This is a genomic window from Polaribacter sp. Q13, from assembly GCF_016858305.2.
Lineage (GTDB): Bacteria > Bacteroidota > Bacteroidia > Flavobacteriales > Flavobacteriaceae > Polaribacter.
In genome coordinates, this window is sequence record NZ_CP074436.1 from 2,768,892 (window position 1) to 2,795,148 (window position 26,257).

The 26,257-nt window shown below is 29.3% G+C and carries 31 protein-coding genes; 24 read left to right on the forward strand and 7 right to left on the reverse strand.

Translation table 11 applies throughout. The features are described from left to right. The first annotated feature begins 86 nt into the window (after window positions 1–86). The 23 genes from trxA (at window position 87) to JOP69_RS11560 (ending at window position 19,161) form a co-directional block, all read left to right on the forward strand. Window positions 87–446 (forward strand): thioredoxin, encoded by a 360-nt coding sequence (trxA, locus tag JOP69_RS11455; RefSeq protein WP_203392727.1) that lies wholly within the window; start codon window positions 87–89, stop codon window positions 444–446. A 332-nt stretch (window positions 447–778) separates the two neighbouring features. Next, the gene (locus tag JOP69_RS11460; RefSeq protein ID WP_165731545.1) at window positions 779–1,117 is read left to right on the forward strand and encodes a PadR family transcriptional regulator; all 339 of its coding nucleotides are present in this window, start codon (window positions 779–781) and stop codon (window positions 1,115–1,117) included. A gap of 11 nt (window positions 1,118–1,128) precedes the next feature. Beyond that, window positions 1,129–1,785, forward strand: a complete 657-nt coding sequence (locus JOP69_RS11465) for a hypothetical protein (RefSeq protein WP_203392728.1) — start codon at window positions 1,129–1,131, stop codon at window positions 1,783–1,785. A 2-nt stretch (window positions 1,786–1,787) separates the two neighbouring features. Continuing rightward, window positions 1,788–2,465, forward strand: coding sequence for a hypothetical protein (locus JOP69_RS11470; RefSeq protein WP_203392729.1), 678 nt, complete (start codon window positions 1,788–1,790; stop codon window positions 2,463–2,465). Between the two features lie 3 nt (window positions 2,466–2,468). Next, window positions 2,469–3,125, forward strand: a complete 657-nt coding sequence (locus JOP69_RS11475) for a hypothetical protein (protein ID WP_203392730.1) — start codon at window positions 2,469–2,471, stop codon at window positions 3,123–3,125. After that, a complete protein-coding gene (locus JOP69_RS11480) occupies window positions 3,122–3,829 on the forward strand; it encodes a hypothetical protein (RefSeq protein ID WP_203392731.1) in 708 nt (235 codons plus the stop codon). Before JOP69_RS11475 ends, JOP69_RS11480 begins: the two co-directional genes overlap by 4 nt. A gap of 52 nt (window positions 3,830–3,881) precedes the next feature. Then, entirely contained in the window at window positions 3,882–5,348 is a 1,467-nt protein-coding gene (locus JOP69_RS11485) for a DUF5687 family protein (protein ID WP_203392732.1), read from the forward strand. A gap of 21 nt (window positions 5,349–5,369) precedes the next feature. Further along, a complete protein-coding gene (locus JOP69_RS11490; RefSeq protein WP_203392733.1) occupies window positions 5,370–6,065 on the forward strand; it encodes an ABC transporter ATP-binding protein in 696 nt (231 codons plus the stop codon). A gap of 121 nt (window positions 6,066–6,186) precedes the next feature. Then, window positions 6,187–8,412, forward strand: coding sequence for a tetratricopeptide repeat protein (locus JOP69_RS11495; RefSeq protein ID WP_203392734.1), 2,226 nt, complete (start codon window positions 6,187–6,189; stop codon window positions 8,410–8,412). A 43-nt stretch (window positions 8,413–8,455) separates the two neighbouring features. After that, window positions 8,456–8,827: a polymer-forming cytoskeletal protein gene (locus JOP69_RS11500; RefSeq protein WP_249986556.1), complete on the forward strand. Its 372-nt coding sequence runs from the start codon at window positions 8,456–8,458 to the stop codon at window positions 8,825–8,827. Then, window positions 8,793–9,011, forward strand: a complete 219-nt coding sequence (locus JOP69_RS11505; protein ID WP_203392736.1) for an AtpZ/AtpI family protein — start codon at window positions 8,793–8,795, stop codon at window positions 9,009–9,011. Before JOP69_RS11500 ends, JOP69_RS11505 begins: the two co-directional genes overlap by 35 nt. Next, window positions 9,004–9,393, forward strand: coding sequence for a DUF6168 family protein (locus JOP69_RS18690; RefSeq protein WP_252191113.1), 390 nt, complete (start codon window positions 9,004–9,006; stop codon window positions 9,391–9,393). The genes JOP69_RS11505 and JOP69_RS18690 overlap by 8 nt, the downstream gene beginning before the upstream one ends. Before the next feature lie 81 nt (window positions 9,394–9,474). Next, the gene (atpB, locus tag JOP69_RS11510; protein WP_203392737.1) at window positions 9,475–10,608 is read left to right on the forward strand and encodes a F0F1 ATP synthase subunit A; all 1,134 of its coding nucleotides are present in this window, start codon (window positions 9,475–9,477) and stop codon (window positions 10,606–10,608) included. A gap of 36 nt (window positions 10,609–10,644) precedes the next feature. Beyond that, entirely contained in the window at window positions 10,645–10,833 is a 189-nt protein-coding gene (gene atpE, locus JOP69_RS11515) for an ATP synthase F0 subunit C (protein ID WP_013993139.1), read from the forward strand. Window positions 10,834–10,992: 159 nt separating this feature from the next. Then, a complete protein-coding gene (locus tag JOP69_RS11520; protein ID WP_203392738.1) occupies window positions 10,993–11,493 on the forward strand; it encodes a F0F1 ATP synthase subunit B in 501 nt (166 codons plus the stop codon). 7 nt (window positions 11,494–11,500) lie between these two features. Further along, window positions 11,501–12,058 carry an ATP synthase F1 subunit delta gene (gene atpH, locus JOP69_RS11525; RefSeq protein ID WP_203392739.1) on the forward strand — a complete coding sequence of 186 codons (558 nt, stop codon included), beginning with the start codon at window positions 11,501–11,503 and terminating at the stop codon, window positions 12,056–12,058. Window positions 12,059–12,079: 21 nt separating this feature from the next. Then, window positions 12,080–13,657 carry a F0F1 ATP synthase subunit alpha gene (atpA, locus tag JOP69_RS11530; protein ID WP_203392740.1) on the forward strand — a complete coding sequence of 526 codons (1,578 nt, stop codon included), beginning with the start codon at window positions 12,080–12,082 and terminating at the stop codon, window positions 13,655–13,657. 49 nt (window positions 13,658–13,706) lie between these two features. Further along, complete coding sequence (gene atpG, locus JOP69_RS11535) at window positions 13,707–14,573, forward strand: ATP synthase F1 subunit gamma (protein ID WP_203392741.1); 867 nt, start codon at window positions 13,707–13,709, stop codon at window positions 14,571–14,573. 117 nt (window positions 14,574–14,690) lie between these two features. Next, complete coding sequence (locus JOP69_RS11540; RefSeq protein WP_203392742.1) at window positions 14,691–15,155, forward strand: hypothetical protein; 465 nt, start codon at window positions 14,691–14,693, stop codon at window positions 15,153–15,155. Between the two features lie 98 nt (window positions 15,156–15,253). Next, on the forward strand, window positions 15,254–16,195 hold the full coding sequence (locus tag JOP69_RS11545; protein WP_203392743.1) for a hypothetical protein: 942 nt from the start codon (window positions 15,254–15,256) through the stop codon (window positions 16,193–16,195). Window positions 16,196–16,400: 205 nt separating this feature from the next. After that, the gene (locus JOP69_RS11550; RefSeq protein WP_203392744.1) at window positions 16,401–17,153 is read left to right on the forward strand and encodes an SDR family NAD(P)-dependent oxidoreductase; all 753 of its coding nucleotides are present in this window, start codon (window positions 16,401–16,403) and stop codon (window positions 17,151–17,153) included. A gap of 2 nt (window positions 17,154–17,155) precedes the next feature. Further along, entirely contained in the window at window positions 17,156–18,019 is an 864-nt protein-coding gene (locus JOP69_RS11555) for an aldo/keto reductase family oxidoreductase (RefSeq protein WP_203392745.1), read from the forward strand. Between the two features lie 2 nt (window positions 18,020–18,021). Further along, the gene (locus JOP69_RS11560; protein ID WP_203392746.1) at window positions 18,022–19,161 is read left to right on the forward strand and encodes an ATP-binding protein; all 1,140 of its coding nucleotides are present in this window, start codon (window positions 18,022–18,024) and stop codon (window positions 19,159–19,161) included. A 33-nt stretch (window positions 19,162–19,194) separates the two neighbouring features. Here the strand turns inward: JOP69_RS11560 and JOP69_RS11565 are convergent, their stop codons facing one another. The 3 genes from JOP69_RS11565 to JOP69_RS11575 form a co-directional block, all read right to left on the reverse strand. Then, window positions 19,195–20,169 carry a YitT family protein gene (locus tag JOP69_RS11565; protein WP_203392747.1) on the reverse strand — a complete coding sequence of 325 codons (975 nt, stop codon included), beginning with the start codon at window positions 20,167–20,169 and terminating at the stop codon, window positions 19,195–19,197. A 99-nt stretch (window positions 20,170–20,268) separates the two neighbouring features. Next, complete coding sequence (locus JOP69_RS11570; RefSeq protein ID WP_203392748.1) at window positions 20,269–21,459, reverse strand: DUF1501 domain-containing protein; 1,191 nt, start codon at window positions 21,457–21,459, stop codon at window positions 20,269–20,271. Between the two features lie 81 nt (window positions 21,460–21,540). Next, window positions 21,541–22,914: a DUF1800 family protein gene (locus tag JOP69_RS11575; protein WP_203392749.1), complete on the reverse strand. Its 1,374-nt coding sequence runs from the start codon at window positions 22,912–22,914 to the stop codon at window positions 21,541–21,543. Between the two features lie 119 nt (window positions 22,915–23,033). On the opposite strand from JOP69_RS11575, the gene JOP69_RS18835 reads away from it, so the two are divergent. Beyond that, entirely contained in the window at window positions 23,034–23,315 is a 282-nt protein-coding gene (locus tag JOP69_RS18835; protein WP_203392750.1) for an NAD-binding protein, read from the forward strand. A 134-nt stretch (window positions 23,316–23,449) separates the two neighbouring features. On the opposite strand, the gene JOP69_RS11585 is transcribed toward JOP69_RS18835, so the two are convergent. The 4 genes from JOP69_RS11585 to JOP69_RS11600 all read right to left on the reverse strand — a co-directional run bounded on the left by JOP69_RS11585 (window position 23,450) and on the right by JOP69_RS11600 (window position 26,246). Beyond that, window positions 23,450–23,794, reverse strand: coding sequence for a hypothetical protein (locus JOP69_RS11585; protein ID WP_203392751.1), 345 nt, complete (start codon window positions 23,792–23,794; stop codon window positions 23,450–23,452). 167 nt (window positions 23,795–23,961) lie between these two features. Next, on the reverse strand, window positions 23,962–25,287 hold the full coding sequence (locus JOP69_RS11590) for a hypothetical protein (protein WP_203392752.1): 1,326 nt from the start codon (window positions 25,285–25,287) through the stop codon (window positions 23,962–23,964). Then, complete coding sequence (locus tag JOP69_RS11595; RefSeq protein ID WP_368378386.1) at window positions 25,277–25,843, reverse strand: RNA polymerase sigma factor; 567 nt, start codon at window positions 25,841–25,843, stop codon at window positions 25,277–25,279. The genes JOP69_RS11590 and JOP69_RS11595 overlap by 11 nt, the downstream gene beginning before the upstream one ends. Beyond that, on the reverse strand, window positions 25,839–26,246 hold the full coding sequence (locus tag JOP69_RS11600; RefSeq protein ID WP_203392753.1) for a hypothetical protein: 408 nt from the start codon (window positions 26,244–26,246) through the stop codon (window positions 25,839–25,841). Before JOP69_RS11600 ends, JOP69_RS11595 begins: the two co-directional genes overlap by 5 nt. Between the last annotated feature and the right edge of the window lie 11 nt (window positions 26,247–26,257).

Below are 26,257 nucleotides of genomic sequence, written 5' to 3' on the forward strand. Positions count from 1 at the left end.
TGTAATTTATCAAGTATAAAAACGACTACTTTTGTGTATAAACATATAACACATTACCGACTTTATCGGAAGTAAATTAAAATATTATGACAGAAAACTTAACTAAAGAAACCTTTTTAGAAAAGGTTTTTAATTTTGAAGAAAGCCAAGAATGGAAATTTAAAGGAAACAAACCTGCATTAATAGATTTTTATGCAGATTGGTGTGGACCCTGTAAAGCGATAGCACCTGTTTTAGAGCTTTTATCTCAAGAATACGAAGGCAAAATAGATATTTACAAAATTGACACCGAAGCAGAACAAGAGTTGTCTGCAGCATTCGGAATTAGAAGTATTCCTTCTATGTTATTTTGCCCTGCAGAAGGAGAACCTCAAATGGCAAATGGCGCTTTACCAAAAGCAGAGCTAGAACGCATTATTGCTGATGTTTTAAAAGTGACGAAATAAAAAAAGCCCATCCTAACCTCCCCATTTCGACTGCGCTCAATACAGGCTCGGGAAGGGACTCTTACTCTTGTGTTCTATTCTTATGAAAACACACTTGAATAACGCTCAATTCTAATGATATAAATCCTGAAATTAACTTTTCAGGATTTTTTTGGGACAAAAAAATAATGCATAAGAATCTAATGTATAAGAAAATTATGTATATTTGATGAGCAATAAAATGTCATTGCGAGTTTACGAAGCAATCTGTTACTTTAAACTATAAGATTGCTTCGTACCTCGCAATGACAGTTACACAAATAAACAGTTACACGATTACACATTTTATAAACATGGGAAATCAGAAATTATATAAAGGCTCTTTACAAACCATCATTTTAAAGTTGTTAGAAACCAATGATAAAATGTATGGGTATGAAATTACGCAGAAAGTAAAAGAACTCACCAAAGGCGAATTAAAAATTACCGAAGGTGCTTTATACCCTGCATTGCACAAATTAGAAGCCGATGGTTTGTTAGATGTAGAAGTTGCAAAAGTAGGAAACCGACTACGAAAATATTACAAACTTACCGAAAGTGGCACTAAAGAAACTGCCAACAAGTTGGATGAAATGCAAGAGTTTTTAAGAACGATGCAACAATTGGTAAATCCTAAATTAAGTTTGGAATAAAAATTTTAGCTATGGAATTAACACACGAACAACTACAATTAGTAGAAAATTATCTAGATAAAAAAGACATTACTTATATTGATATAAGAACAGAAGTTTTTGACCATATTGTTTCTGATATTGAAACAAAAATGACCTCTTCTGAAATTAGTTTTGAAAAGGCTTTTAACAAGGTAACAAATAAATGGAACACACATTTAGAGCAATCGTCTAGTTTTTATTTTGGAAGTATGTTTACTATACCTAAAATTGTATTAGAAAAAGCTAAGAAATCTTTTAAAAAATATTACATTATTGGTATTTTAGTTTTTTTAATTCCTTTTTTATCAATAAGAATATTAAACCCAGTTTTTACAGAAGAAATAAAAAATACAATTAATTTATTTCTTCAAACACTAACGGTTCTATCATTTATTGTTTTTACTATTTTAATGATTATAAAATCGAAAAATAAAACACAAACTACGTATCGTTTTATTTTAAATACACAAAGTTTAGGCTTTATCTGTTCTACTATTGTATTAATCGATTTAGATTTTTTTACACCAAAAGGAATTCTTGATTCTATACTAGTAGGTCTATTATCGACTTTTGTTTTTACCACATATACTTATTATCATTTTCTAAAAAAACACAAAGAAGCAATTAAAAAATATAAAATTTCATAATTATGGAATTAACAAAAGAACAACTCTTACAAATAGACAATTACATCTTTTCTTGTGGAATTAAATACTACGATGTAAAAGCGGAAATAGTAGATCATTTTGCTAATATTTTAGAAGATAGACTAGATAAGAATCCAAGTTTAGACTTTAAAAAAGAGATTAAAAATATTCATAGAAATTTCTCAGATAACGGTTTTAATAAACTCCTAAAAGAGAAAATAAAATCGGTTCATAAGATGTTTTATAAACAGTCTTTTGACTATTTAATTTCATTTTTCAAATTTCCTAAGATTCTTATTTCTGGCACTTTATTTTATGCGTTATTTTTAATGATGAATTTATTTAACGATAAACAAGATTTTTTCTTTTGGTTATACTCTTTTCTTCTCATTCTTATTGTAAGAATTTTCTATCAAAGTTGGAAAACTAAAAAACAACAAAAAGCCCGTTTTTTAATTTTAAATAAAACGAACAACTTTTTGCAAATGTTTAACTTCGTTTTCATTTCCTTTAATTTTATTACCAATATTAGAGGTGCAGAAAGTTTTTTAAACCCGATACATAACAATATTCAATTAGGAATATTTGTTTTGTTATTATTGTTTTATTGGTCTGGAGAATCTATTTTTCATCTGAATAAAAAAATAGTGAAAGAACAATATCCAAATGTAATTGTATAAACTATGGAATTAACAAAAGAACAAATAAAATACATAGACCATCACTTAGAAAACGAAGGCATAAAATATTGGGACATTAGAATAGAAATGATAGACCATATTGTTTCTGATATAGAAAAAAACGATATAAGCATTGACTTTAAAAAGGAATTAGCTACATCTTTAAAAAGAATAGGTTCGAAAGGAACCTTAAAAAATATAAATACAATAGGTTGGAAAAACACGAATGCTAAATATAGGAGGGAATATGGTAAAGGAATTGTATCGTTTTTTAAATCTACCAAGAATATAGTAATTTCAACTTTTAGTGTTCTTATCTATTATCTAATTGCTGAGTATTTTAGTTTTAAAATATTTAAAAATATAAGTTTTGCTCTTATTTTTTTACCTCTTCTTACCTTCTTATTTCAATCAATAAAACAAATAGGAAAAAAATATGGTAGGTCTGTTAACTTAGATTATGGAACTACTTATTTTTTATTTGCTTTTTTAATGATAGGAACACCAATTCAATTTTTAAAATACACTTCAGAAACTAATCAAAAATGGATATTATTAATACTAATTCCGCTTTATTTTATTGCAACTTATTCAGGTTTTAAATTGTATAAAAAGGCAATACATAAAATAGAAAAAATGAAAAGTGAAATGAAGCTATGAAACTAACAAATACCAACATAGACGAACTCTACAAATTCACTAAAAAACATTATGTTTATTATTATGATGTACAAACCGAATTGGTAGATCATTTAGCAAATGATATTGAAGAAATTTGGGTAGCTCAACCACTGTTAACATTTGTAGAAGCTAGAGATGCCTCTTTCAAAAAATTTGGCGTTTTTGGTTTTATGGGTATTATAGAAAGCAGACAGAAAGTAATGAACAAACGTTATGTAAAAATACTTTGGCGTTTCTTTAAAGAATGGTTTACACTTCCTAAATTGGTAATAACACTTAGTATCTTTTTATCATTATTCTTCCTTTTAAAAATTCCTTTTTCGGAATATATTTTATTGGCAGTACTTTTAATTTTAGTCACAATCGATTTAATAAAACAGCAAAAAGCTAAGAGAAAACATAAAAATAAAGAACAGCAAAAAGAAAAAATATTTCTTTTAGAATCTATGATTGGAGATACCAGACAAGGCTTTTCTGGTTTGGCATTTATCAACTTATTTAATTTTCTTAATATTATTAAGATGCCATTTCACACTTTAGAAAACCATTGGTTATTATTAATCTCATTTTCATTAACCTGTGTAATTCTCTTATTTTATGTCACTGGATTTATGATGCCTCAAAAGGCAGAAGAATTGCTACAAGAAACCTATCCAGAATATAAAATGGTAAATAATCTGTAACAAAATCCATTTCCAAACTACTTATCATCAATCAACTTAACAACCCAAACTTATGATTTCACATTTTTTAAAATTAGAATGGAGACAATATTTCCGATCTTCGCATTGGCAAAAAGGAATTGCATTAAAAATAATAATGGGCTTTTTTGTCTTGTACTTTTTAGTTGCTTTTTTAGCCATAGGAATTGGGGGCTATTTTATTCTAAAGAAAGAATTTCCAGCATCAGATCCTTTACAATTGGTGAATTCTTATTTACTTTTTGCAATTCTAGCAGATTTAATTATTCGATATTTAATGCAGAAATTACCTATCATGAATATTAAACCGCTACTTATTTTACCCATTCCAAAAAGTAAGTTGGTACATTACGTTTTAGGAAAATCTGTATTTTCTGTTTTTAATATTTTAAGTCTGTTCTTTTACATTCCGTTTTCTATCGTCTTAATAAAAGAAGGCTACAATATTGAAGGTGTTTTGGGTTGGTTAGCAACCATGATTTTAATTATTCAATCTTCTAATTTTTTAAATTTTTTAATAAACAAAAACAACAAAGCACTAGTAATTATAGGAGCTGTTTTAGTGAGTTTAATTGGTTTGCAAAAATTTGGGATTTATGATGTAGTTGAAGCCGGAGGCGCAATTTTCGACTCTATTTATCAAAACCCTATTTACGCTTTGGTAGGTCTAATAATTTTGGCATTTTTATATCAATTGAATTACAAACAATTGCGCAAACAAGTATATTTAGATGAAGCAGTTGCTACCAAAGTGGAAGAAGCAAAATCTGCAGATTTATCTTTTGCTGATAGATTAGGAGATGTTGCTCCGTTTATAAAAAATGATATTCGTTTAATTTGGAGAAACAAAAGAACCAAAACGGTTTTTTTAATGTCCTTCTTATTCTTGTTTTACGGTTTAATATTTTTCACCAATGACGCGTATGCAAAAATGCCGGCAATGTTAATTTTTGCATCACTTTTTATTACGGGAGGTTTTACATTAAATTATGGCCAATTTATTCCCGCCTGGGACAGCGCACATTATAAAATGTTAATGAGTCAAAGTTTTAGATACCGTAAATTTTTAGACTCTAAATGGGTTTTAATGGTTGCTATGACCACAATTTTATATGTTTTAAGTTTTCCGTACTTGTATTATGGAATAGATATTTTTTTAATGATTTCCGCAGGTGCTATTTTTAATATTGGTTTTAATTCTTTGTTTTTACTTTATGCAGGCTCTTTTAATAGAAAAAAAATCGATTTAACAAAAGGAGGTTTTGGAAACACACAAGGCACAAGCGCCACTCAATTTTTAGTAGTTATACCAATAATGGGCATACCAATGTTATTGTTTTGGGCATTTAGTTCACTCATTAACTTTAACGCAGGTATTATTGCCATTGCATTAGTAGGAGTTTTAGGATTGGTTTTAAAAAATTATGCCATGAATTTTATTGAAAAAAAATACATTAAAGACAAATATATTATGATTAATGCTTTTGGCAAAGAAGCTTAATTTAACTTTAAAAAAGACAACATGATTACAATAGATACAATTACTAAAAAATACGGGAAAACAGAAGTTTTAAATGTAGCTTCAGTAGAAATTCCTACCGGACAAAGTTTTGGTTTGGTTGGCAATAATGGTGCAGGAAAAACTACCTTATTTAATATTTTGTTAGATTTAATTCGCCCAACAACAGGGAATATTACAAACCATAAAATTGTTGTAAACCAAAGTGAAGATTGGAAAAACTTTACAGGCTCTTTTATAGACGAATCTTTTTTAATCGGTTATTTAACAGCTGAAGAATATTTCTATTTTATAGGAGATTTACGCGGAATGAACAAAGCAGACGTAACCTCTTTTTTAACACAGTTTAATGAATTTTTTAACGGAGAAATTACTGGAAATAAAAAATATTTAAGAGATTTAAGTAAAGGAAATCAGAAAAAAGCCGGAATTGTAGCTGCACTAATGGGAAATCCGAAAGTTGTAATTCTAGACGAACCTTTTGCTAATTTAGATCCAACAACCCAAATTAGATTAAAAGCTATCATTAAAACCTTAACAGAAAATAGAGATATTACAGTGTTAATTTCTAGTCACGATTTAACGCATGTAACAGAAGTTTGCGAACGAATTGTGGTTTTAGACAAAGGAAATGTGGTAAAAGATATAGAAACTTCTACAGAAACTTTGCAAGAATTAGAAAGCTATTTTTCTGTATAAGCCTTCTTTTCTTAATTTATTACTATTTTTACGCACTTATTTATACTATTTTCGATGGAATTTAGTTTTAAATGAAAGTTTCTTAGTATTTAAATTAGTTGTTTAATCAAGATATATCCGTGTGAATTACACCAAAAAAATAGTTTTAGTAATTGCCGTATTTTCGGTTTTATACTCTTGTAGCACAAGAAAAAACACCTTTGTTAGTAGAAATTGGCATACTTTAAACACTAAATACAATGTATTGTTTAATGGTAACGAAGCATTGAAACAAGGTGTTAAAGCCATAGATGACAACTATAAAGACGATTGGTTTACGCAATTGCCTATAGAACCCATAAAATTTGAAGAAGACAAAATCATTATACCTACCATAAAATCTAGTATGGGAGCTGGTTTTGATGATGATGAGAAAAAAGAAGAGGAAAAAGCGAGTACTCCATTTGGTATTGCAGAAGAAAAAGCTGTAAAAGCAATCCAAAAACACGGAATGAACATAAAAGATTTAGAACGCAACAGACAAATTGATGATGCGTATCTTTTATTAGGAAAGGCTCGTTATTATGAGCAACGTTTTGTACCAGCAATAGAAGCATTTAATTATGTAATTGCCACGTATCCTAATGCAAATTTAATTGCAGAAACAAAAATATGGAGAGCTAAAGCTAATATTAGAAATGATAATGAGGAGTTTGCCATAGAATCTATGAAATTACTTTTGCAAGTTAGAGATACCTTAGAGTTAGATTTACCAGTAGAAACGGCAGAACAAGGTTACACAGCTTTAGCAATGGCCTACATAAAATCTGATAGTATTGAAAACGCAAAAAAGTATTTAATTAAATCTACAGAAACATTAAAAAACAGAAACCAGGGAGCAAGAAACTTATTTGTTTTAGGACAAATTTATAGTTCAGAAAACAAGAAAGATTCTGCACAATTGGCGTTTAATAAAATCATCAACTTTAAAAAAGCTCCTTATAAATATAAAATGCATGCTCATATTGAGTTGGCTAAAAATTCTACAACAGATTCTACTTCTGTAGCTATTTTAGAAAAAATGTACAAATTAATTAAGGATAGAGACAACAGACCCAATTTAAATGAACTGTACTACCAAGTTGGTAATTTACATGAGCAAAACGATAGTATCAATTTAGCTGTAGATTACTATAATAAATCCCTTAGAACAGCATCTAATAATGTAAAACAAAAAACTTTTACTTACGAAAAACTAGGAAACATCAACTTTAAAAATTCTAAATACGTAATTGCAAGTTCTTACTATGATAGTATTATTAACATTGCTACAGACACTTTAAACCTAAGGTTTAGAAGGATTAAAAGAAAACATAGAAACCTAGCTGCTTTAATTAATTTTGAGGAAACTGTAACCAAAAACGATAGTATTTTAAAAATTGTTGCACTTACCAAACCAGAACAAGAAGCCTTTTTTCAAAAATATATAGACAATTTAAAAAAGCAAGATGAAGAAGCTGCACAGTTAAAGTTAAATCAGCAAGCTTTTGGAGACACTTTTGGTGGTGATCTTTTAAAATCTAAGAATGAAGGAAAATGGTATTTTTACAATTCACAATCTTTAAATTTTGGTAAAACAGAATTTCAAAAAATTTGGGGAAATAGAGCATTAGAAGACAATTGGAGATGGTCTGCTAAAACAGCAACCAACATAACAAAACAAGATTCTTTGGTAGTAAATACAAAAAATTTACGTTACAACTTAGCAAGCTATTTAGAAACAATTCCTTCCGAAAAAGGAAAAATAGACACTTTAAATATTGAAAGAAATAACGCTTTATATGAACTAGGCGTTATTTACAAAGAACAATTTAAAGACCCTAAGCTAGCTATTGAACGTTTAGAAAGAGCAACTACTTTAAACCCCGAAAAAGAATTAATTCTTCCAATTAATTGGCATCTATACCTTTCTTACAAAGCTTTAGGAGATGATGCAAAAGCAAACGAACATAAAAATATAATTCTAACAGACTACCCAACAACTAAGTTTGCACAAGTTATTAGAAACCCTAACAAACCTTTTGAAGAGAACGTTTCTGTGAACGAAATAGAAAAAAAATACAAAGAATTCTATTATCTTTATAAAAAAGCCAAATATTTTGAAGTAACCGAAAAAATAGACAAATACCTTTTATTGATTCCAAACTCAAAATTAGTTCCTAAATTCTCACTTTTAAAAGCGTATGCCATCGGTAAATATAGAATTAAAGATGAATACCTAATGGCGTTAGAGTTTGTAGCTGTAAGCTATGGAAATACAGAAGAAGGAAAGAAAGCCAAAGAGATAATTAAACAATTAAATAAATAAAATGTTTAGTAATAAAAATAAAACTCCACAAAAAAATAAAGTTATGGAAAGAAATGTTGTGGCAAAAAACACTAGAATTGTAGGTGATATTAAATCTGATGGTGATTTTAGAATTGATGGAACCTTAGAAGGAACTTTAACAACCAACGGAAGAGTTATTATTGGTGCCGAAGGTTTTGTAAAAGGAAAAGTACAATGTACAAACTCAGATATAGAAGGTAAATTTACAGGACAACTTTTAGTATCAAGTATCTTAACTATAAAAGCGACTGCAACCATTTCTGGAGAAGTAGTAATTGGCAAACTTTCTGTAGAGCCAGGTGCCTCATTTAATGCCACATGTACCATGAAAGGAGCTATAAAAGAATTAAACGCTACTAATGACAAAAAAAACCAATCAGAAAAAACCGCTTAATAAAGCAATGCAACTCTCTGGCGCAGGTTTGCAAATGGGATTAACTATTTATTTGGGCTTTTTATTAGGAGAATGGTTAGACAAAAAATTTGCAGCCAATTTCTTAACAGAGACAGTAACTTTATTAGCCATTTTTTTAGCGATGTATTCCTTAATTAAACAAGCCAACAAAATTAATGATTAAAACACTACTCGTTTTTTCTATTGTATTCATTACTCTTTTCTTATTAAGCTTTTCTCTACACAGTTATTTTATAGAAAATCATCATATTATCTTACCCTATTCTTTAAAGAAGATATACATTTTTCACTTGGTATTTTCGCTGTTAATTTGTAGTAACTTTTTAATCTTTTCAACAGTTGACAAAGTTTTTGAGCAGCTAGGTTTTATTTATCTTGGTACCATACTATTAAAACTCACTTTATTTAGTGCAATCTTTTATAAATCAATATTTACGGAAGCAGGATTGTCTTTTTATGCCAGATTATCCCTATTTATACCCATGATTATATTTTTACTAACAGAAGCCCTTTTTGTTGCCAAAATATTGAAGAAAAACCAATAATATAGAAATAGCCAAAAAAAAGGTTTGTAGTTTTGAATAATTCTATATCTTTGCCGCGAATTTAGAAAGCGTATTTTTACAATGAAGATTGCACAAAAATCAATAAAGTTTCTTTTAATAGCCACAATTTCACTCTTTACTGTAGTGGGATTTGCCTCAGAATCTAACAATGAACACGACAACCAAAGTGATGGTGGACGTATAGATACAAAAGAAAAAATAGATGCTTATGTGTTACACCACATAAAGGATGCTCATGACTTTACTTTGTTTTCATACACCAATGATCACGGAGAAAGGAAACACATTGGGTTTCCTTTGCCAATAATTTTATGGTCAAGTGAAGGTTTGGTAACATTTATGTCTTCAGAATTTCATCATAATGATGATGGTCATGTTGTCGTAGAAAAAAACGGATTGAAATTTGCAAAGATTCATTCTAAAATTTACGAAATCGAAAAAGGAGCTTCTCATGTTGCTTTTGATGAGCATCACCACGCAACAAATGCACATAAATCTTTAGATTTTTCTATCACAAAAACAGTTTTAGGTGTTTTCTTAGTTGGTTTATTGTTGTTGTTCTGGTTTTCTAGATTGGCAAGACAATACAAAACGAAAAAAATTCCTACAGGTTTTTCAAGAATATTAGAACCTTTAGTTTTATATGTTAGAGATGAAATTGCAAGACCAAATATTGGTGAAAAACATTATAGAAGATTTACAGGTTATTTATTAACAGTATTTTTCTTTATTTGGGTTTTAAATTTAGTAGGGTTAACTCCATTAGGATTTAACGTAACAGGGCAAATAACAATTACACTTTGTTTAGCTATCTTTACATTTGTCATTTATACTGTAAGTGGTAACAAAGGATATTGGATGCACATGATATGGATGCCAGGTGTACCATATTTAATTAGACCAATTTTAGCAATTATAGAATTAGCAGGTGCGTTTTTAATTAAACCATTTGCATTATCAGTACGTTTGTTCGCAAACATTTCAGCAGGTCATATTGTGGTAATGAGCTTAATAGCAATTATGTTTACTCTAAAAGAATCACTAGGTGTGGTTGGAGCAACAGGATTGTCTTTAGCATTATCATTTTTTATAACATTAATTGAAGTTTTAGTAGCTTTTTTACAAGCGTATATCTTTACAATGCTTTCAGCATTATTTATTGGTATGGCAGTAGCAGAGCCTGAGCATCATTAATACACATTTGTTTAATTTAATAAAAATACATTTATTATGTACAATTTAATTGGAGCAGGATTAATCGTAATCGGAGCAGGAATTGGTTTAGGTCAAATTGGTGGAAAAGCAATGGAAGGTATTGCTAGACAACCAGAAGCAACTGGAAAAATTCAAACAGCAATGATTATTATCGCTGCATTATTAGAAGGTTTAGCATTTGGTGCATTATTCTTAGGAAAATAATCCAAACTAACACAAAAAGATAGCGTTCTGTAACGGTTGGTTACAGAACCTATTTTTAAATTCCCATTTTAATGGGAATAACAATTTTAAAAGAAACCGAAAAGAGCTCTTTTAAATTAAACAAAAAGTAATAAAAATATTAATTAGTTTATAGATAGAATGGAAACTTTATTAAACGATTTTTCACCAGGGTTATTTGTAGTTTCGTTAATCTTACTATTAGCGTTAATCGCTTTAATGGTAAAATTTGCATGGAAACCAATATTAACTTCTTTAGAAGAAAGAGAATCTGGAATTGAAAATGCTTTAGCAGCTGCAGAAAATGCTCGTAAAGAAATGCAAAATTTACAAGCGGATAATGAGAAGTTGATCAAAGAAGCTAGAGAAGAAAGAGAAACAATGATGAAAGATGCTAGAGATATTAGAGATAATATGATAGCTGAAGCTAAAGAAGATGCAAAAGAAGTAACCTCTAAATTAATAGAAAATGCGCAAGCAGCTATCAATCATGAAAAGCAAGCAGCATTAGCAGAATTAAAAAAGAGTGTTGCAGAATTATCTATTGGTATTGCAGAATCAGTAATTAAAAAAGAATTATCTAATAAGAAAGATCAACTAGAATTAGTTGAAGGAATCTTAAAAGATGTTACTTTAAACTAAGCAAAGCATGAAGGACACAAGAGCAGCATTACGTTATGCAAAAGCAATCTTAAACCTTGCTAAAGATTCAAAAGAAGAAACTGTAGTAAATAAAGACATGTTATTTATAGCTACTACAATTTCTGAAAACGAAACTTTTGAAGTGATGTTAAATAGCCCTATTGTTAAATCTTCTGATAAAACAAAAGTTTTAAACGCTTTATTTACAGGTAAAGTAAACAATATTACTCTTGGCCTATTTCATTTATTAAAAGATAATAAAAGAATAGCAATGCTATTGTCTATTGCACAACAATATGCAATCATATATGATTATGACAAGCATTTGCAAGAAGCTAAAGTTACAACTGCTATTCCTTTAACGAAAGAAGTAGAAGATGCTTTTTTAGCTAAAATAGTGGCATTAACAGGAGAAAAAGCAAATTTAGTAAACGAAGTAAATCCTGATATTTTAGGAGGATTTATTTTACGTGTTGGAGATGTGCAATATGACGCAAGTATCTCTAATTATTTAAACGAATTGAAAAAGGAATTTGACAATAGTCATTACATTCCAAAAATTTAATTATACATCAAATCATAAAAGATGGCAAGTATTAAACCAGCTGAAGTATCAGCAATTTTAAAGCAACAGTTAACAAATTTTGAAGCCAAAGCGACTTTAAATGAAGTAGGAACTGTTTTACAAGTAGGAGATGGAATTGCTCGTGTTTACGGTCTTTCTAATGTTCAATATGGTGAATTAGTAGAATTCGAAAACGGATTGGAAGCTATCGTATTAAACTTAGAAGAAGATAATGTAGGTGTTGTATTATTAGGTGCTTCCACTTCTATTAGAGAAGGTTCTATAGTTAAACGTACAGAACGTATTGCTTCTTTAAGAGCAGGTGAAGGCGTTATAGGACGTGTTGTAGATACTTTAGGTAACCCTATTGACGGTAAAGGACCAATTACAGGTAAAACTTACGAAATGCCTTTAGAGCGTAGAGCTCCTGGAGTTATTTATAGAGAGCCAGTAACAGAACCATTACAAACTGGTATTAAATCTATTGATGCAATGATTCCTGTTGGACGTGGACAACGTGAGTTAATCATTGGAGATAGACAAACTGGTAAATCTACAGTTGCTATTGATACTATTTTAAATCAAAAAGAATTTTTCGATGCTGGTGAACCAGTATTTTGTATATATGTTGCTATTGGTCAAAAAGCTTCTACTGTTGCAGCAATTGCAAACATGTTAGAAGAAAAAGGCGCAATGGCTTATACTACAATTGTTGCTGCAAATGCATCAGATCCTGCAGCAATGCAAGTATATGCACCATTTGCTGGAGCTGCAATTGGAGAATTTTTTAGAGATACTGGTAGACCAGCTTTAATTGTTTTTGATGATTTATCTAAACAAGCAGTTGCATACCGTGAGATTTCTTTATTATTAAGAAGACCACCGGGACGTGAGGCGTATCCTGGAGATGTATTTTACTTACACTCAAGATTATTAGAACGTGCTGCAAAATTAATCAATGATGATAAAATTGCTAGTGAAATGAACGATTTACCAGATTCTTTAAAAGGAATTGTAAAAGGTGGAGGTTCTTTAACTGCATTACCAATTATTGAAACTCAAGCAGGAGACGTTTCAGCATATATTCCAACAAATGTAATTTCGATTACAGATGGACAGATTTTCTTAGACGGAGATTTATTTAACTCTGGTGTTCGTCCAGCAATTAACGTAGGTATTTCTGTATCTCGTGTTGGTGGTAACGCACAGATTAAATCTATGAAAAAAGTATCTGGTACTTTAAAATTAGATCAAGCTCAATACCGTGAATTAGAAGCATTCGCAAAGTTTGGTTCTGATTTAGATGCTGCTACAATGAGTGTAATTTCTAAAGGACAACGTAATGTTGAAATTTTAAAACAAGCTCAAAATGATCCTTACTCAGTAGAAGATCAAGTTGCAATTATCTATGCAGGTTCTAAGAACTTATTAAAAGATGTTCCTGTAAACCAAGTTAAGAAATTTGAAAGAGATTATATCGATTACTTAAATTCAAAACATAGAGATACTTTAGATACATTAAAATCTGGTAAATTAACTCCAGAAACAATTACTGTTTTAGAAGCAGCAGCTAAAGAAATATCTACTCATTTTGCATAAAAAATAGTTGTCATTCCCGCGCAAGCGGGAATTTCAAAATTCCAATAGAATGGCAAACTTAAAAGAAATACGTAATAGAATTACTTCTATTAACTCAACAATGCAGATTACATCTGCCATGAAAATGGTATCTGCTGCAAAGTTGAAAAAAGCACAAGATGCAATTACGGCAATGAGACCGTATTCATCTAAACTAACTGAATTGTTGCAGAATTTAAGTGCAACTTTAGATAGTGATGCTGGAGGAGAATATTCTACTCAAAGAGAGGTTTCTAAGGTTTTATTAGTTGTAGTAACTTCAAATAGAGGTTTGTGTGGTGGTTTTAACTCATCAATAACCAAAGAAGTTATTAAAACGGTAAAAGAAAGATACAGCAATGTTGAAGTAGATTTATTTGCTATCGGTAAAAAAGGTGGTGATGTTTTATCTAAACATTATAATATTGTTGATTCTAGAAATGACATTTACGATGATTTAACTTTTGATAATGTTGCAGCTATTGCAGAAAAGTTAATGGGTTTATATGCAAATGGAACCTACGATAAAATTGAAGTTCTTTACAATCAATTTAAAAATGCTGCTACTCAAATTCCTCAAGTAGAACAATTTTTACCAATTAAACCTATTGAAGGAGGAGATGCAGAATCTGTAAATTCTGATTATATTTTTGAACCATCTAAGGAAGAAATTGTGGAAGCTTTAATTCCGAAGTCTTTAAAAACGCAATTATACAAATCTATTAGAGATAGTTTTGCTTCTGAACATGGTGCACGTATGACTGCAATGCATAAAGCAACAGACAACGCAACAGAATTAAGAGACGATTTATTGTTAACTTATAACAAAGCACGTCAGGCAGCAATTACTAATGAAATTTTAGAGATTGTTGGTGGAGCAGAAGCTTTAAAGAATTAAACATTTTTATTACTCCTGCGAAAGCGGAAACATATATAAAAAAGAGCTTATCAATATTGATAAGCTCTTTTTTTTTACCTTGGCATAGCATTTGAAACTCTTATTAAAATGAGAACAATGAAAATTTTATCAATATTGGCCATTATCTTTAGCTTTTCACAATGTGGAAGTACTCAATTTGTAAAAAACGTACCTTTTACAATTAAAACTGCCGATTATATGCACTGGTCTGGAGGACAACCAGGTGTTAGTGGTATCAATGTTCTAATTGAATTAAAAGAAAAGTCTAATATTGAGTTTGATTCTCTATACTTTAGAAAAAAAGTAAAAAAAGTTGAATTTAAAGACGGTTTATTAATTGTTGCAAATTATAATACTTCAAAAAATAACACACGGAATTTAATTTTACATTCAGATACTAGAAAAGAATTAAAAAATAAAATCCCTAAAACAGATACGTTTCCTTTTAAACTCTTAGAAAGTGAAGCTATTCTTACTTATCAAATGGATGGAAAAACAAAATACTATAAAATAGCAGGAATTAAAAAACGAGATTCTAGTGCTTATCCTAAAATACAATAAGATAAAAAATATCTTAAAAAACCACTCAATTCTGAGTGGTTTTTATTTTTTGGCACGTATTTTGAAATTACATCAACATAACCATAAAAATCAATCTTATGAAATCAATAAAACTACTTTTAACAATTATAATTACAAGCGCACTATTTAGCTCTTGTTCTACAGTTTATCATGATTCATATGAAGATAATTATCAAAATCAAGTTTCTTTAGAACAAGTAGTCACAGATTATGACTTATGGTATGTAGACTATAACAGAAAAACAGGAACGGGAGACATCCCTTATGTTGCAAGTGCATTTACTTTATCATTTGTAAATGGGATTTTATACGCAAACAATAACATTGTAGATATTGGAAGAACCGGAAATGGTTTTGGAATTGATGTTGGAACTTACAACACGTATAATGGCGAATTAGAAACCAATCATGATATAGATGGTGCAAATGATTTTGAAGTTACCGTACTTTCTAACAATGAAATTAAATTATACAACTACAGACAGAATGTAAGCTATTACTTAATTGGATATCAAGTAAATGAATTTGATTACGATAAATTGTTCTACGAAAACATAGAATACTTTTTACAAGAATATATTGGTTGGGAAAAAGTAAGTACAAAAGGTGGAGTACCAAATGCCTTTGACTCAGAAAATTATTTAGCATTTAAACCAGAAGATATAACAACATTTTATAGTTCTCAAGAAGAAGTTGGCACTAAAGTTGATTATAATATTTGGGATTTTGTGGGCGGATATGAAATCTCTGATATAAACGGTTTTGAAGACATAAAGGATTTAACATTATTTTATGATGGCGGCGATACAGAGGAGTTTAAGTTGAGCGTTATTAACGATGGAAGGATAGCACTTTATAATTATAAGTCAGGAACAACTTACGAATTCTCTGGAAGAGGTTATTTAGTACTTAAGAAAAGTGAAAATTCTAAAACAAGCGCAAAAGATATTGTAAGGAATGATGGCAGAAAACGTACTAAAGTAATAAGAAAGATAAAAGAAAGAAGAAATTTAAAATAAAGTTTGGTTAGTTGATTTTTGATTGGTTAGTTACCAATTGAAAGATAAACCGTCCTGTGGAGGACGGTTTTTTCTTTGTTCATAATTTAATAAAATTTTACGCTTAAATTTCTAACTACCAAAATATGTTTTCTTAATTTTATAGAACAATTTAACAGTTTAAAATTAAACTGCTGCTAACGCAGGAATAACAGAAATAAGACTAATGAAACAAACAGCATTTATAACCGGAGCTACTTCTGGAATTGGAAAAGCAACTGCAGAAATTTTCGCAAAAAATAACATTCGTTTAGTTCTTTGTGGAAGAAGAGCAGAACGATTAGCAAAACTAAAAGAAGCACTAAGTAAGCTAACAGAAGTAACTACTTTACAGTTTGATGTTTCTAAAAGAACTGAAGTAGCAACTGCTATCAATTCATTACCCGAAAACTTTAAACAAATAGATATTTTAATCAATAATGCAGGGAATGCACATGGTTTATCTAGCATACAAGATGGCGATATTGATGATTGGGATGCTATGTTAGATATTAACGTAAAAGGTTTGTTGTACGTTTCTAAAGCGATCATTCCTCAAATGACAGAAAGAAACAATGGTTTTATCGTTAATATTGGCTCTATAGCCGCAAAAGACGTATATGCTAACGGAAATGTGTATTGTGCGTCTAAACATGCTGTAAATGCCTTAAATAAGGCAATGAGAATCGATTTAAACAAACATAACATTCGTGTATCCGCTATTCATCCTGGAGCGGTAGAAACTGAGTTTTCTGATGTCCGTTTTAAAGGGGATACAGAAAAGGCTAAATCCGTTTATGCAGGTTATAAAGCGTTACAAGCGGAAGATATTGCAGATATTATTTATTTTGTAATTTCGAGACCTTATCATGTGAATATAGAAGATTTAGTAGTGTATCCAACAGCACAAGCTACACCAACAATTTTGAACAGAAAATAACCATGCCAAAATCAGAAATAATAATTGGATGCATGTCCTGGGGAAAATGGGGAAAACAATTCTCTACTAAAGAACAAGTTGATATGCTTCAATTCTGTATAGAAAACGGAAATTCAACATTCGATCATGCAGATATTTATGGTGATTATTCTACTGAAGCTGAATTTGGAAAGGCTTTTTTAGAAAGTGGAATTGCTCGTGAAGAAATTAATTTAGTTTCTAAATGTGGTATCCAACTTGTTGGAGAAGCTAGAGAAAATAAATTAAAGCATTATAATTATTCGAAAGAATATATAATTTGGAGTGTAGAACAATCTCTTAAAAACTTAAAAACAGATTATTTAGATACTTTTCTATTACACAGACCAAGTCCGTTAATGCAACCTAGCGAAATTGCAGAAGCTATTTCTAAATTACAAGAAAGTGGAAAAATAATTAACTTTGGGGTATCAAACTTTACGCCTTCTCAAATTGATTTAATTGCTGATAAAATTCCTGTTTCTGTAAATCAAATAGAATTTTCATTGACACAGCATGTAGCCATGCAAAATGGAAGTTTAGATCAAATGCTTCAAAAGAGTATGCAACCAATGTGTTGGAGTCCTTTAGGAAGTGTTTTTAAAGATGAAACACCTCCATCTTTACGAATAAAAAAAGTTTTAAAAACGTTATCAGAAAAATATGTAGTTTCTGAAGATGTATTGTTATTAGCTTGGATTTTAAAACATCCTGCAAAAATTTCTCCAGTTATTGGAACCACCAACAAAGAACGAATTTTAAATGCAAATAAAGCTTTAGAAATTAATTTAGAATTAGAAGATTGGTTTTTGCTTTTAGAAGCTAGTCAAGGAGAAGAAATGCCATAAAAATGATAAATAAACGCTTACTTATTAAAAACCTACTTTCTCACAATGATGAGAATAGTTTTTATGATAAAAAGCAACGGTTATCTTTAAGTGCAAAAGACGGAAAAGCAAAGTTTTTAAAACATATTTGTGCGCTTTCTAATTCCAATCCAGAGAACAATTCTTACATTGTAATTGGTGTTGAAGATGAAGAAAACAAAATTATTGGAGTCGATTTTTATGATGATAGCAAGATTCAGAATTTGGTAAATGCCTATTTAAAAAATCCTCCAAAAATTGAATATGAAAATGTTCCTTTTCCTAGCTTACAGCGTCACAAAGTAATCGGATTGGTAACCATTCATCCGAATAATAAAATTACATCACTTTTAAAAAACACTTGGAAATACAGAAAAGGAACTACATTTTACAGACGCGGAAGTAATTCTTTACCAACATCTGGAAAATTTGAATTAAGAAATACCAACAAAGAAATTGTTGAAGCTATAGAGAAAAACGCTCGTAATAATATAGAATTAACTTTAGACGGTGTTTTCGATTTTATTAACAATCACAAGCCAGAATACACCCCACAATACAAAGTTTTTAATGAACAGTTTGTGTTGTGTTGGGCAGGAGAAAAGAAAATATTAAATAATGAAGAATTCTTTTCTAGAGTAGATATCGAATTAATTAACGAGCAAGTAAAACTGTTTTTTTCTGCTCTAGATGATGTACAAATTAGTTATAATAATCAATCATTTATTATAACCGAATACATTTATTTAGGTTTAGAAAAGCAAGAGAAATTATATCCTTTAGAAAAAACAATCATCCATTTTAAAGAAAACGGACAACATGATATTGTAAAAGAATTTTTGTTTGTCCCTCCAAAATTTAATGTAAATATTATGCTACATATTTACAATAGCTGTAACTCCATCACCAAAAAAATTGAGAATAAAACTCCGCTTTCAGAAATAGAACAAGAAGAAGTTTATCGCTTGCCCACCAATTATTTAATCTGTTATTTACATGGTTTTATCGAAGTTTCTAAACAACTTAGAAAAGTAAAAAACTATCTAAAAAATTTAGAAGACAAAACCACCTACATTAAGTATAAAGAGGCCATGAGAGTTATTAGAAAAATACAATATGGTTAGAAAACTATTTTCCTTTTACCAAAAAGAATCTAATTAATGCAAAGGTCTTTTTTTAATCATCCCTCCTTTTATATCCTTTATACTATTCATAATTATAAAAGCATTCGATTCTATTTTTTCTATTTCTGTATTTAATTTATTTACTTCTAAACGAGTAATTACGGTGTAAATAATATTCATTTCTTTAGAAACACCATGTTTAGCATAACCACCTTCTCCTTTATAAATAGTTACAGCACGTCCTAATTTTTCTACAATCATTTCTCTAATTCGGTTACTTTGAGAAGAAATAATAGTTACCCCAATATATTCTTCAATTCCTTCAATTATAAAATCTAAGGTTTTAGAAGCTGCCATATAAGTTATCATTGAATAAAGTGCTACTTCTATAGAAAGTAAATAGGCAGCAACAGAAAAAATAACAACATTAATTAATATAATAATATCTCCAATGGTTGCTCCTACTTTTCTACTTAAGTAAATGGCAAGAACTTCGGTTCCGTCAATTACAGCACCACCTCTAATAGCAAGTCCTATTCCTGCACCAAGAAAAAACCCACCAAAAATTGCTACTAACAAATCGTCATCGGTAACATTAGGAAAAGGGACAATTGCAACACAAAGTGCCAAACCCGTAATTGCCAAAGCCGTCTTTATGGCAAACTGCTTTCCCATAATTTTATATCCTAAAAATACAAAAGGAATATTTATACAAATAATAAGAACATAAAGCGGAATGCCAGTAACTGCAGCTATTAGTAATGAAATACCTGTAGCTCCACCGTCTATAAAATCGTTTGTTAGTAGAAAACCTTTAAAGCCAAAAGAGGCCGAAAAGATACCGATTACTATAAGTGTTACGTTTTTTAAATTACGTTTAAAGTTAACCGTAATTTCTCTATATCTTTTTGCTAGTTTATATTCAGAAGGGCTTCCTTTCGGATATTTTTTTTTATCCTTAAACTTTAGGGTTGTTTTAACGATGATGTCTGCTAAAAATGAATTCATTTATTTCTAAGTATTTTTCTGTTATGGATAACTGAAAATGATAAAGTAAATTTATCATGATTAAAACGAAATTAAAGGTTTTTTAATCAATAACAAACATTAAACAAAATTCAATTTAGAAAAAGATTTATTTAAAATAGCAACATCATCTACTTGCAACCATTTGTCTAAAATTGTAGCGTAAACCTCTCTAAAATCAATCTCGTATTTAAGATTTCCGTTTTTATCTAAATCGCCTAAATTTGGTAAATCATTATACAAACCTTGTTTCTTTAGGTTTTTTCCCATCACAAAAACGTTGTTAGCTGTACCGTGATCTGTTCCTTTAGATTCGTTTTGTTTTACGCGTCTGCCAAATTCAGAAAAAGTAAGAATTAACACATCATCAAAACTGTTGTTTTTTTGTAAATCATTTATAAACACTTCCATACTTTCTGCATACACTTTTAACAACCTTTCTTGTGTACCTGCTTGGTTTGCATGTGTATCAAAACCACTTAAACCTGCATAATATACTTGTGTTTCTAAACCAGAATTTATAAATTGAGAAATAGTATTAAGTTGTTTTCCAAAAATATTTTTAGGATACGCTGCTGTAGTACTTTTTGTGTTGCTTTTTTCAAAAATGTGTTTTGCAGATGATTTTGCATCAATCATGGTATTGTACAAATACCCTAAATTATGTTCGCTTAAATGTGCATCATTATAATTGGTTACCACATTGTTAAAAAATGGCGCACGCATAGGGTTGTAAAACATTTTTGGATCTGTAATTGCCAATCCATTTTGCGTTTTCCCCTTCATCATTAAAGACAGACTTTCATCTACTTCAATGGCAGCATACGGATTCCCTTTGGTATAATCTAAATATCTGCCCACCCAACCATTTTGTAAATATTCATTACTATCACTGGCTGTTTGCCAAATATCCGTAGATCTAAAATGAGATAAATTAGGGTTCGGATATCCTACGTTATTTATAATACTTACAAAACCTTTGTTATATAAATCTTGTAAAGGTTGCAGACTTTTGTGCAGCCCAACCTCATCAGAAATTTTAAATACATCGTTTTTATTGATGGCAATGTTATTTCTTTCTTGATAATAAATATCATTATTAAAAGGCACCACCGTATTTAAACCATCATTACCTCCTTTTAACTGAATAATTACTACTTTTTTATTGCTAAATGTTTTCACAGGAAGCTGTTCAAAAGCCTTTAAAAATTGAGGTACAAAAAACATCCCTGAAGCAAAAGTTGTCCGTTTTAAAAAATCTCTACGTTTCATGTGTCTATTTTTAATGTTTTTAAATATACTTTTTTTTAAGGCGATAAAATAAATTTTGTCATCTCGATCGCAGTCGAGAGGTTAACAAAGTTGATATTCAGGTAAACTCATTAATTGCACAACAAAATCGTGCTTAGAAAGTTGCTGATTTCTTTCTAACATTACTTCGGTTCCACTATTTATTTTTGTTGTTATAATTTGATGTACCAGTTCTTTATTAGATTTCTTTTTATAATTTTCTTCAAAAGAATTCCAATCTGCAGAAACCTTTATAAAAGCTTTTCTGCGTAGTTTTCTTTTCTTAAAATTGGTAATCATGGTTTCTTCATCTCCAATTTCTGAATATGCAATTTCTGCATTGTTTAATAATACAGAGGGCAAGCGTAAACGTGTAACAATGGTATTGCTATCAATCCAATTACGGCCAGTTTTCCAACCTGCAACATTTGGCGGACTTAATAATATCTGCCCCAACAATCTTTGCAGTAATAAAACTTGATTTTGCTTTTCTATTGTATAAGGCACAATAGTATTTATACCAACTAAAAATTCAATAGGCGATTTTATTTTGGTTCCAATATTTTCATCAGCATAAAACCATTTAGAAAGCAATACAAAACGCATTAACTTTTCTATATTATAATCTTTATAAAACACCTCTACCATTTCATTTACATGCTTTTCATTAATGTTTTCATTGACAAAATAGCGGTAAATTTTTTCTGATATAAAACGTGCACATTGCTTTTTTTCTAGAATGATGTCTATAATATCATCTCCCTGAAAATTACCAGTTTTTCCGAAAAAAGTTTTATTATTTTCATCATGATATTTTTCTCTAAAGAAAAATTTTCCCTTTACATTATTAGTATATCCGGTAAAAGACCTTGCAGATTCTTTAATATCTTGTTCTGTATATTGATCTTGTCCTAAGGTAAAAAGCTCCATTAATTCTCTCGCAAAATTCTCATTAGGACTTTCTTTCTTATTCTGTTTATTGTTTAAATATGCAAGCATTGCTGCTTCTTTAGAAACAGTTTTAGTGAAATTATTAAAATTTCCCAAAGCGTTTCTTCGCAACATATTATTGTAGCTTTCTGCATATAAAATGTTTTTACTCTCACAAACAAAATGATTTGCCCAAAATAAGGTCATTTTTTCTCGTAAAATTTCGGAAGGGTTATTTAACCGTTGAAACCAAGCTGTAGAAAATTCTTGTACTTTTTTCCTACTAATTTTTTGGAGCTCTCTTCTTTGTTTTGGTTCTTTTAAATCTTTAAAAGAAATCCCTTTTAAATAAGAAGTATCTACAGATAAAGAAGTTACTTTCTTTGAAGAAGCAAATAACTCGTTTACTACGTATTTTTTACTTTTCTTAGATAAACGAGCCAATTCTTTTGGTGTAATACCAAAACCAACTCTGTTATATAAATGTTGTATATGTTCTGATTTCATAAACATTAGACTGTATAATTTAAAGATAGTTTAATTTTTGCTTAAAATTCTAAGAATAATTAAAATAAAGAAACTAGCTATCCATAAATAAAACAGTTCTTGATGAACAGGGATAAAATATGTTCTATTTAGGGACTTTAGGAGCAGGACACACTACTAAGTTAATTAACAACTTTATGGGTATGACTACTGTTGTAGCAATGTCTCAAGCTTTTGCTGCTGCAAAACTTGGTAGCGTAGACGGACAACAATTGTTTGATATTATGTCTTCTAGACCATCAAACTCTCCTTTTATGAAATTCTGTAAAAACTACGCAGTAGATAACGTAAGTGATTTAGGCTCCCTATTGCAAAAGAACTTCTGGGAACCTTCAGACTGCTTTAGACGCAGGAATAAGTAGTGGAAATATTCCTGAAATATTTGATTATTTTGTTAATTTAAAGAAACTTGAGACTACTTGGAGGGAGAACTGCTATATTGAATAAAAGATATCTTATAAACTAATATAGCAAAAAAGTATTTATTTAAAATAAATTACATAGAATATGCCAACCATTCTTCTGGTATTGGTTCTAAATCTAATTCTACTTTTCTAGTTTTTATAATCTTTTTATAACCTAATCTAGATATTAGAGGTACAGATAACTTAATATTATTCTTTTGATTAATGAGTTCTAAAACCTCATGAATACTTCTTTTTGTACACAAAACCAAACTATTCATCATAGCATTAGATTCTATTTCTAAATCGTAGAAATCTACAAAATAAGCAGGCTTACCATCCTTATAAATAACCCATTGTGTGGCTTTTTTTTCTGGTGTTTCTATAACTTCTTTAGTACCACTTAAGGTTCTATATGTATTTGATAAAAACATCATTTTTTGTATTAATATTAATTTTATTTTAATAAAAACGACCATTTTCTAACAAAAGTATATAAATAATCGTTTTGCAAAATTAAATTTTTAAACAGCTCAGATCATTATATTTCGATAAACGAACCATAAAACTCGTTAAAGATTATATAACAAGGGATAAAACTATTCTAAAATTTATATTTAACACCAGAGTAAGCACCCAAATTAAAAGGGGAAAAACCATTAGAATCTTTACTAAAAGTATTTAACTGAGCTTTAAACATGGGGCTTAAATTTAAAGACCATTTTTTATTTAAAGAATAATTAAAATCGAATCCTAAATTTCCACTAAAATTAATGTGGTTTAAATTATTGGCCTTTCCAGATTTAGACATAAACTGAGTATTAAAATTTACTTCATTTTTGTTTAAAAATAAAGAACTAAACCCAGCAACTACTTGTGCATTAAATTTTTTAGTGCCTAATAAATTATATTTTATTTCTATTGGAATTTCTATATATCCATATTTCTGACTTAAATCTCCATCTAAATAAGCTCTAGTTAAATATGAATTATTATCAGAACTCAAGCTTTGAACATCCGCTTTATTAAAAGAAAAAGAACCTCCACTATTAAATGCAATAGGTGAAGAATTTGAAGCAATTGAAGAAACAGCAGTTACTTGATTATTTACAAAAACCATTTCTTGTAAATGAACACCAGATCGAACACTCCATTTTTTATTAATTTGATATCCTACTTGAAAACCATAAGAAAATGAACTTTTACCTTTTGTTGTATTGGCCAAACTCTTATTTACAGGAGAAGAGTTAGAAAATGAACTTGAGTTTAATACAGCAAAAACAGGTGCAACAGACCATCTATTTCCTGATGGTTTTACAGAAAAAATACTATCCTTTTTTTCTATAAATTTATTTAAATCAATTTTATGTTTACTAGATTTTTTTTCTTTATCAGCAACTCTATTCTTAACAACCTTACCTTTTCTATCTAAAGAAATAGACTTATTACTAATATTATTTTCTGAAAAAATTACTGCTTTTTTAATTAAATTATCAGCTATAGAAGTTTTCTTTATAGCTTTTTTTATGCTAACTAATCTTTGTTCATTAACCTTTTTTTGATCCGTATTCTTTCTATTATTAATTGTTTTTTTAATTGCAAAAAGGTTTTTCCTTTCATTTATATCCTTTTTAATTAGGGCATCCATTTTAGGTTTTTCAATAATTTTTATTTCATTTTCAGGAATTTCTGTAATTATAATATTAGAATCTGTATTTATAAAATCGGTTTCTTTAGTAGAAAAAGGGAATAAAAACATTCCTAAAAGTAACATTGCAGCTATTCCGCTTGCAAACCACCAAAAAGGTAATACTCTCCTCTTTTTCTTTTTAAGATTAGATTCTATATTGTTCCAAACCCTTTTATTTGGAGTTGCCTCCAAATTTTCTAGTTGTTCTTGAAACAGCTTATCTAAATTCTTATAATCCATTAATTAGTCTTTTTGAACTATTCTTTTGATAGTTTTCTAATTCTTTTTTCAAAATTTTTCTTGCTCTAGACAAATTAGATTTTGAAGTTCCCACAGAAATCAATAACATTTCTGCAATTTCTTTATGCGAATAATTATCTAAAACATATAAATTAAAAACCAATCTATATCTGTCTGGTAACTGCTGAATAAAACCTAACAAAACATCTACATTAAAAACAGCGTTTTCTAAATTGAGTTCTTCAATCTCAACTTCATTAGAAATTTCTTCTACAATTTGTAAAGGCGATTTCTCTCTGTATTTTTGTAAAGCTGTATTTATAGTGATTCGTTTTAACCATCCTTCAAAAGAACCTTTATTTTTATATTGCTCAATTTTCTGAAAAATCGTGATAAAACTATCTTGTAAATTATCTTCTGCGTCTTGATAATTACGCGAATATTTTAAACAAACAGCAAATAGCTTATCAGAAAAAAGCTGATAAACCTGAGATTGCGCTGCTATTTTTTGTTTGCAGCATTCCTTTATGAGTTCTTCTAGTTTGATGGCTCTAATTTACAGGAACTATCACTTCCTCAAAAATATTTTCTCCAATACTATCTTTTCCTTTATAGAATTTAAAAATATAATCTTCTTTTTGAGTTGCTTTAACAACAAAACTCTTTTCTTCTTGTACAATTGCTTCTGTACAAGCTAGATCAAGTTTAACTAATGCTCTAACAGCTACAGTTCTTGTACTATCCTTAGATTCGTAAAAAACTTGATCAAAAGAATAGCAACCATTAGGTAAAGAGTACTTTACAGTAATAGTATCTTGTTCTCCAAAAGTAAAACTTGCAGGCGTTATGGCTTCATCTATCTTTAAATACTCAAACGTATAATTTGGTATATCATTATCATTGTTTAAACAAGAATAGAAAACAAGTAAGGAAATTAAGAGTAGTGTAATTTTTTTCATTTTATATGTAT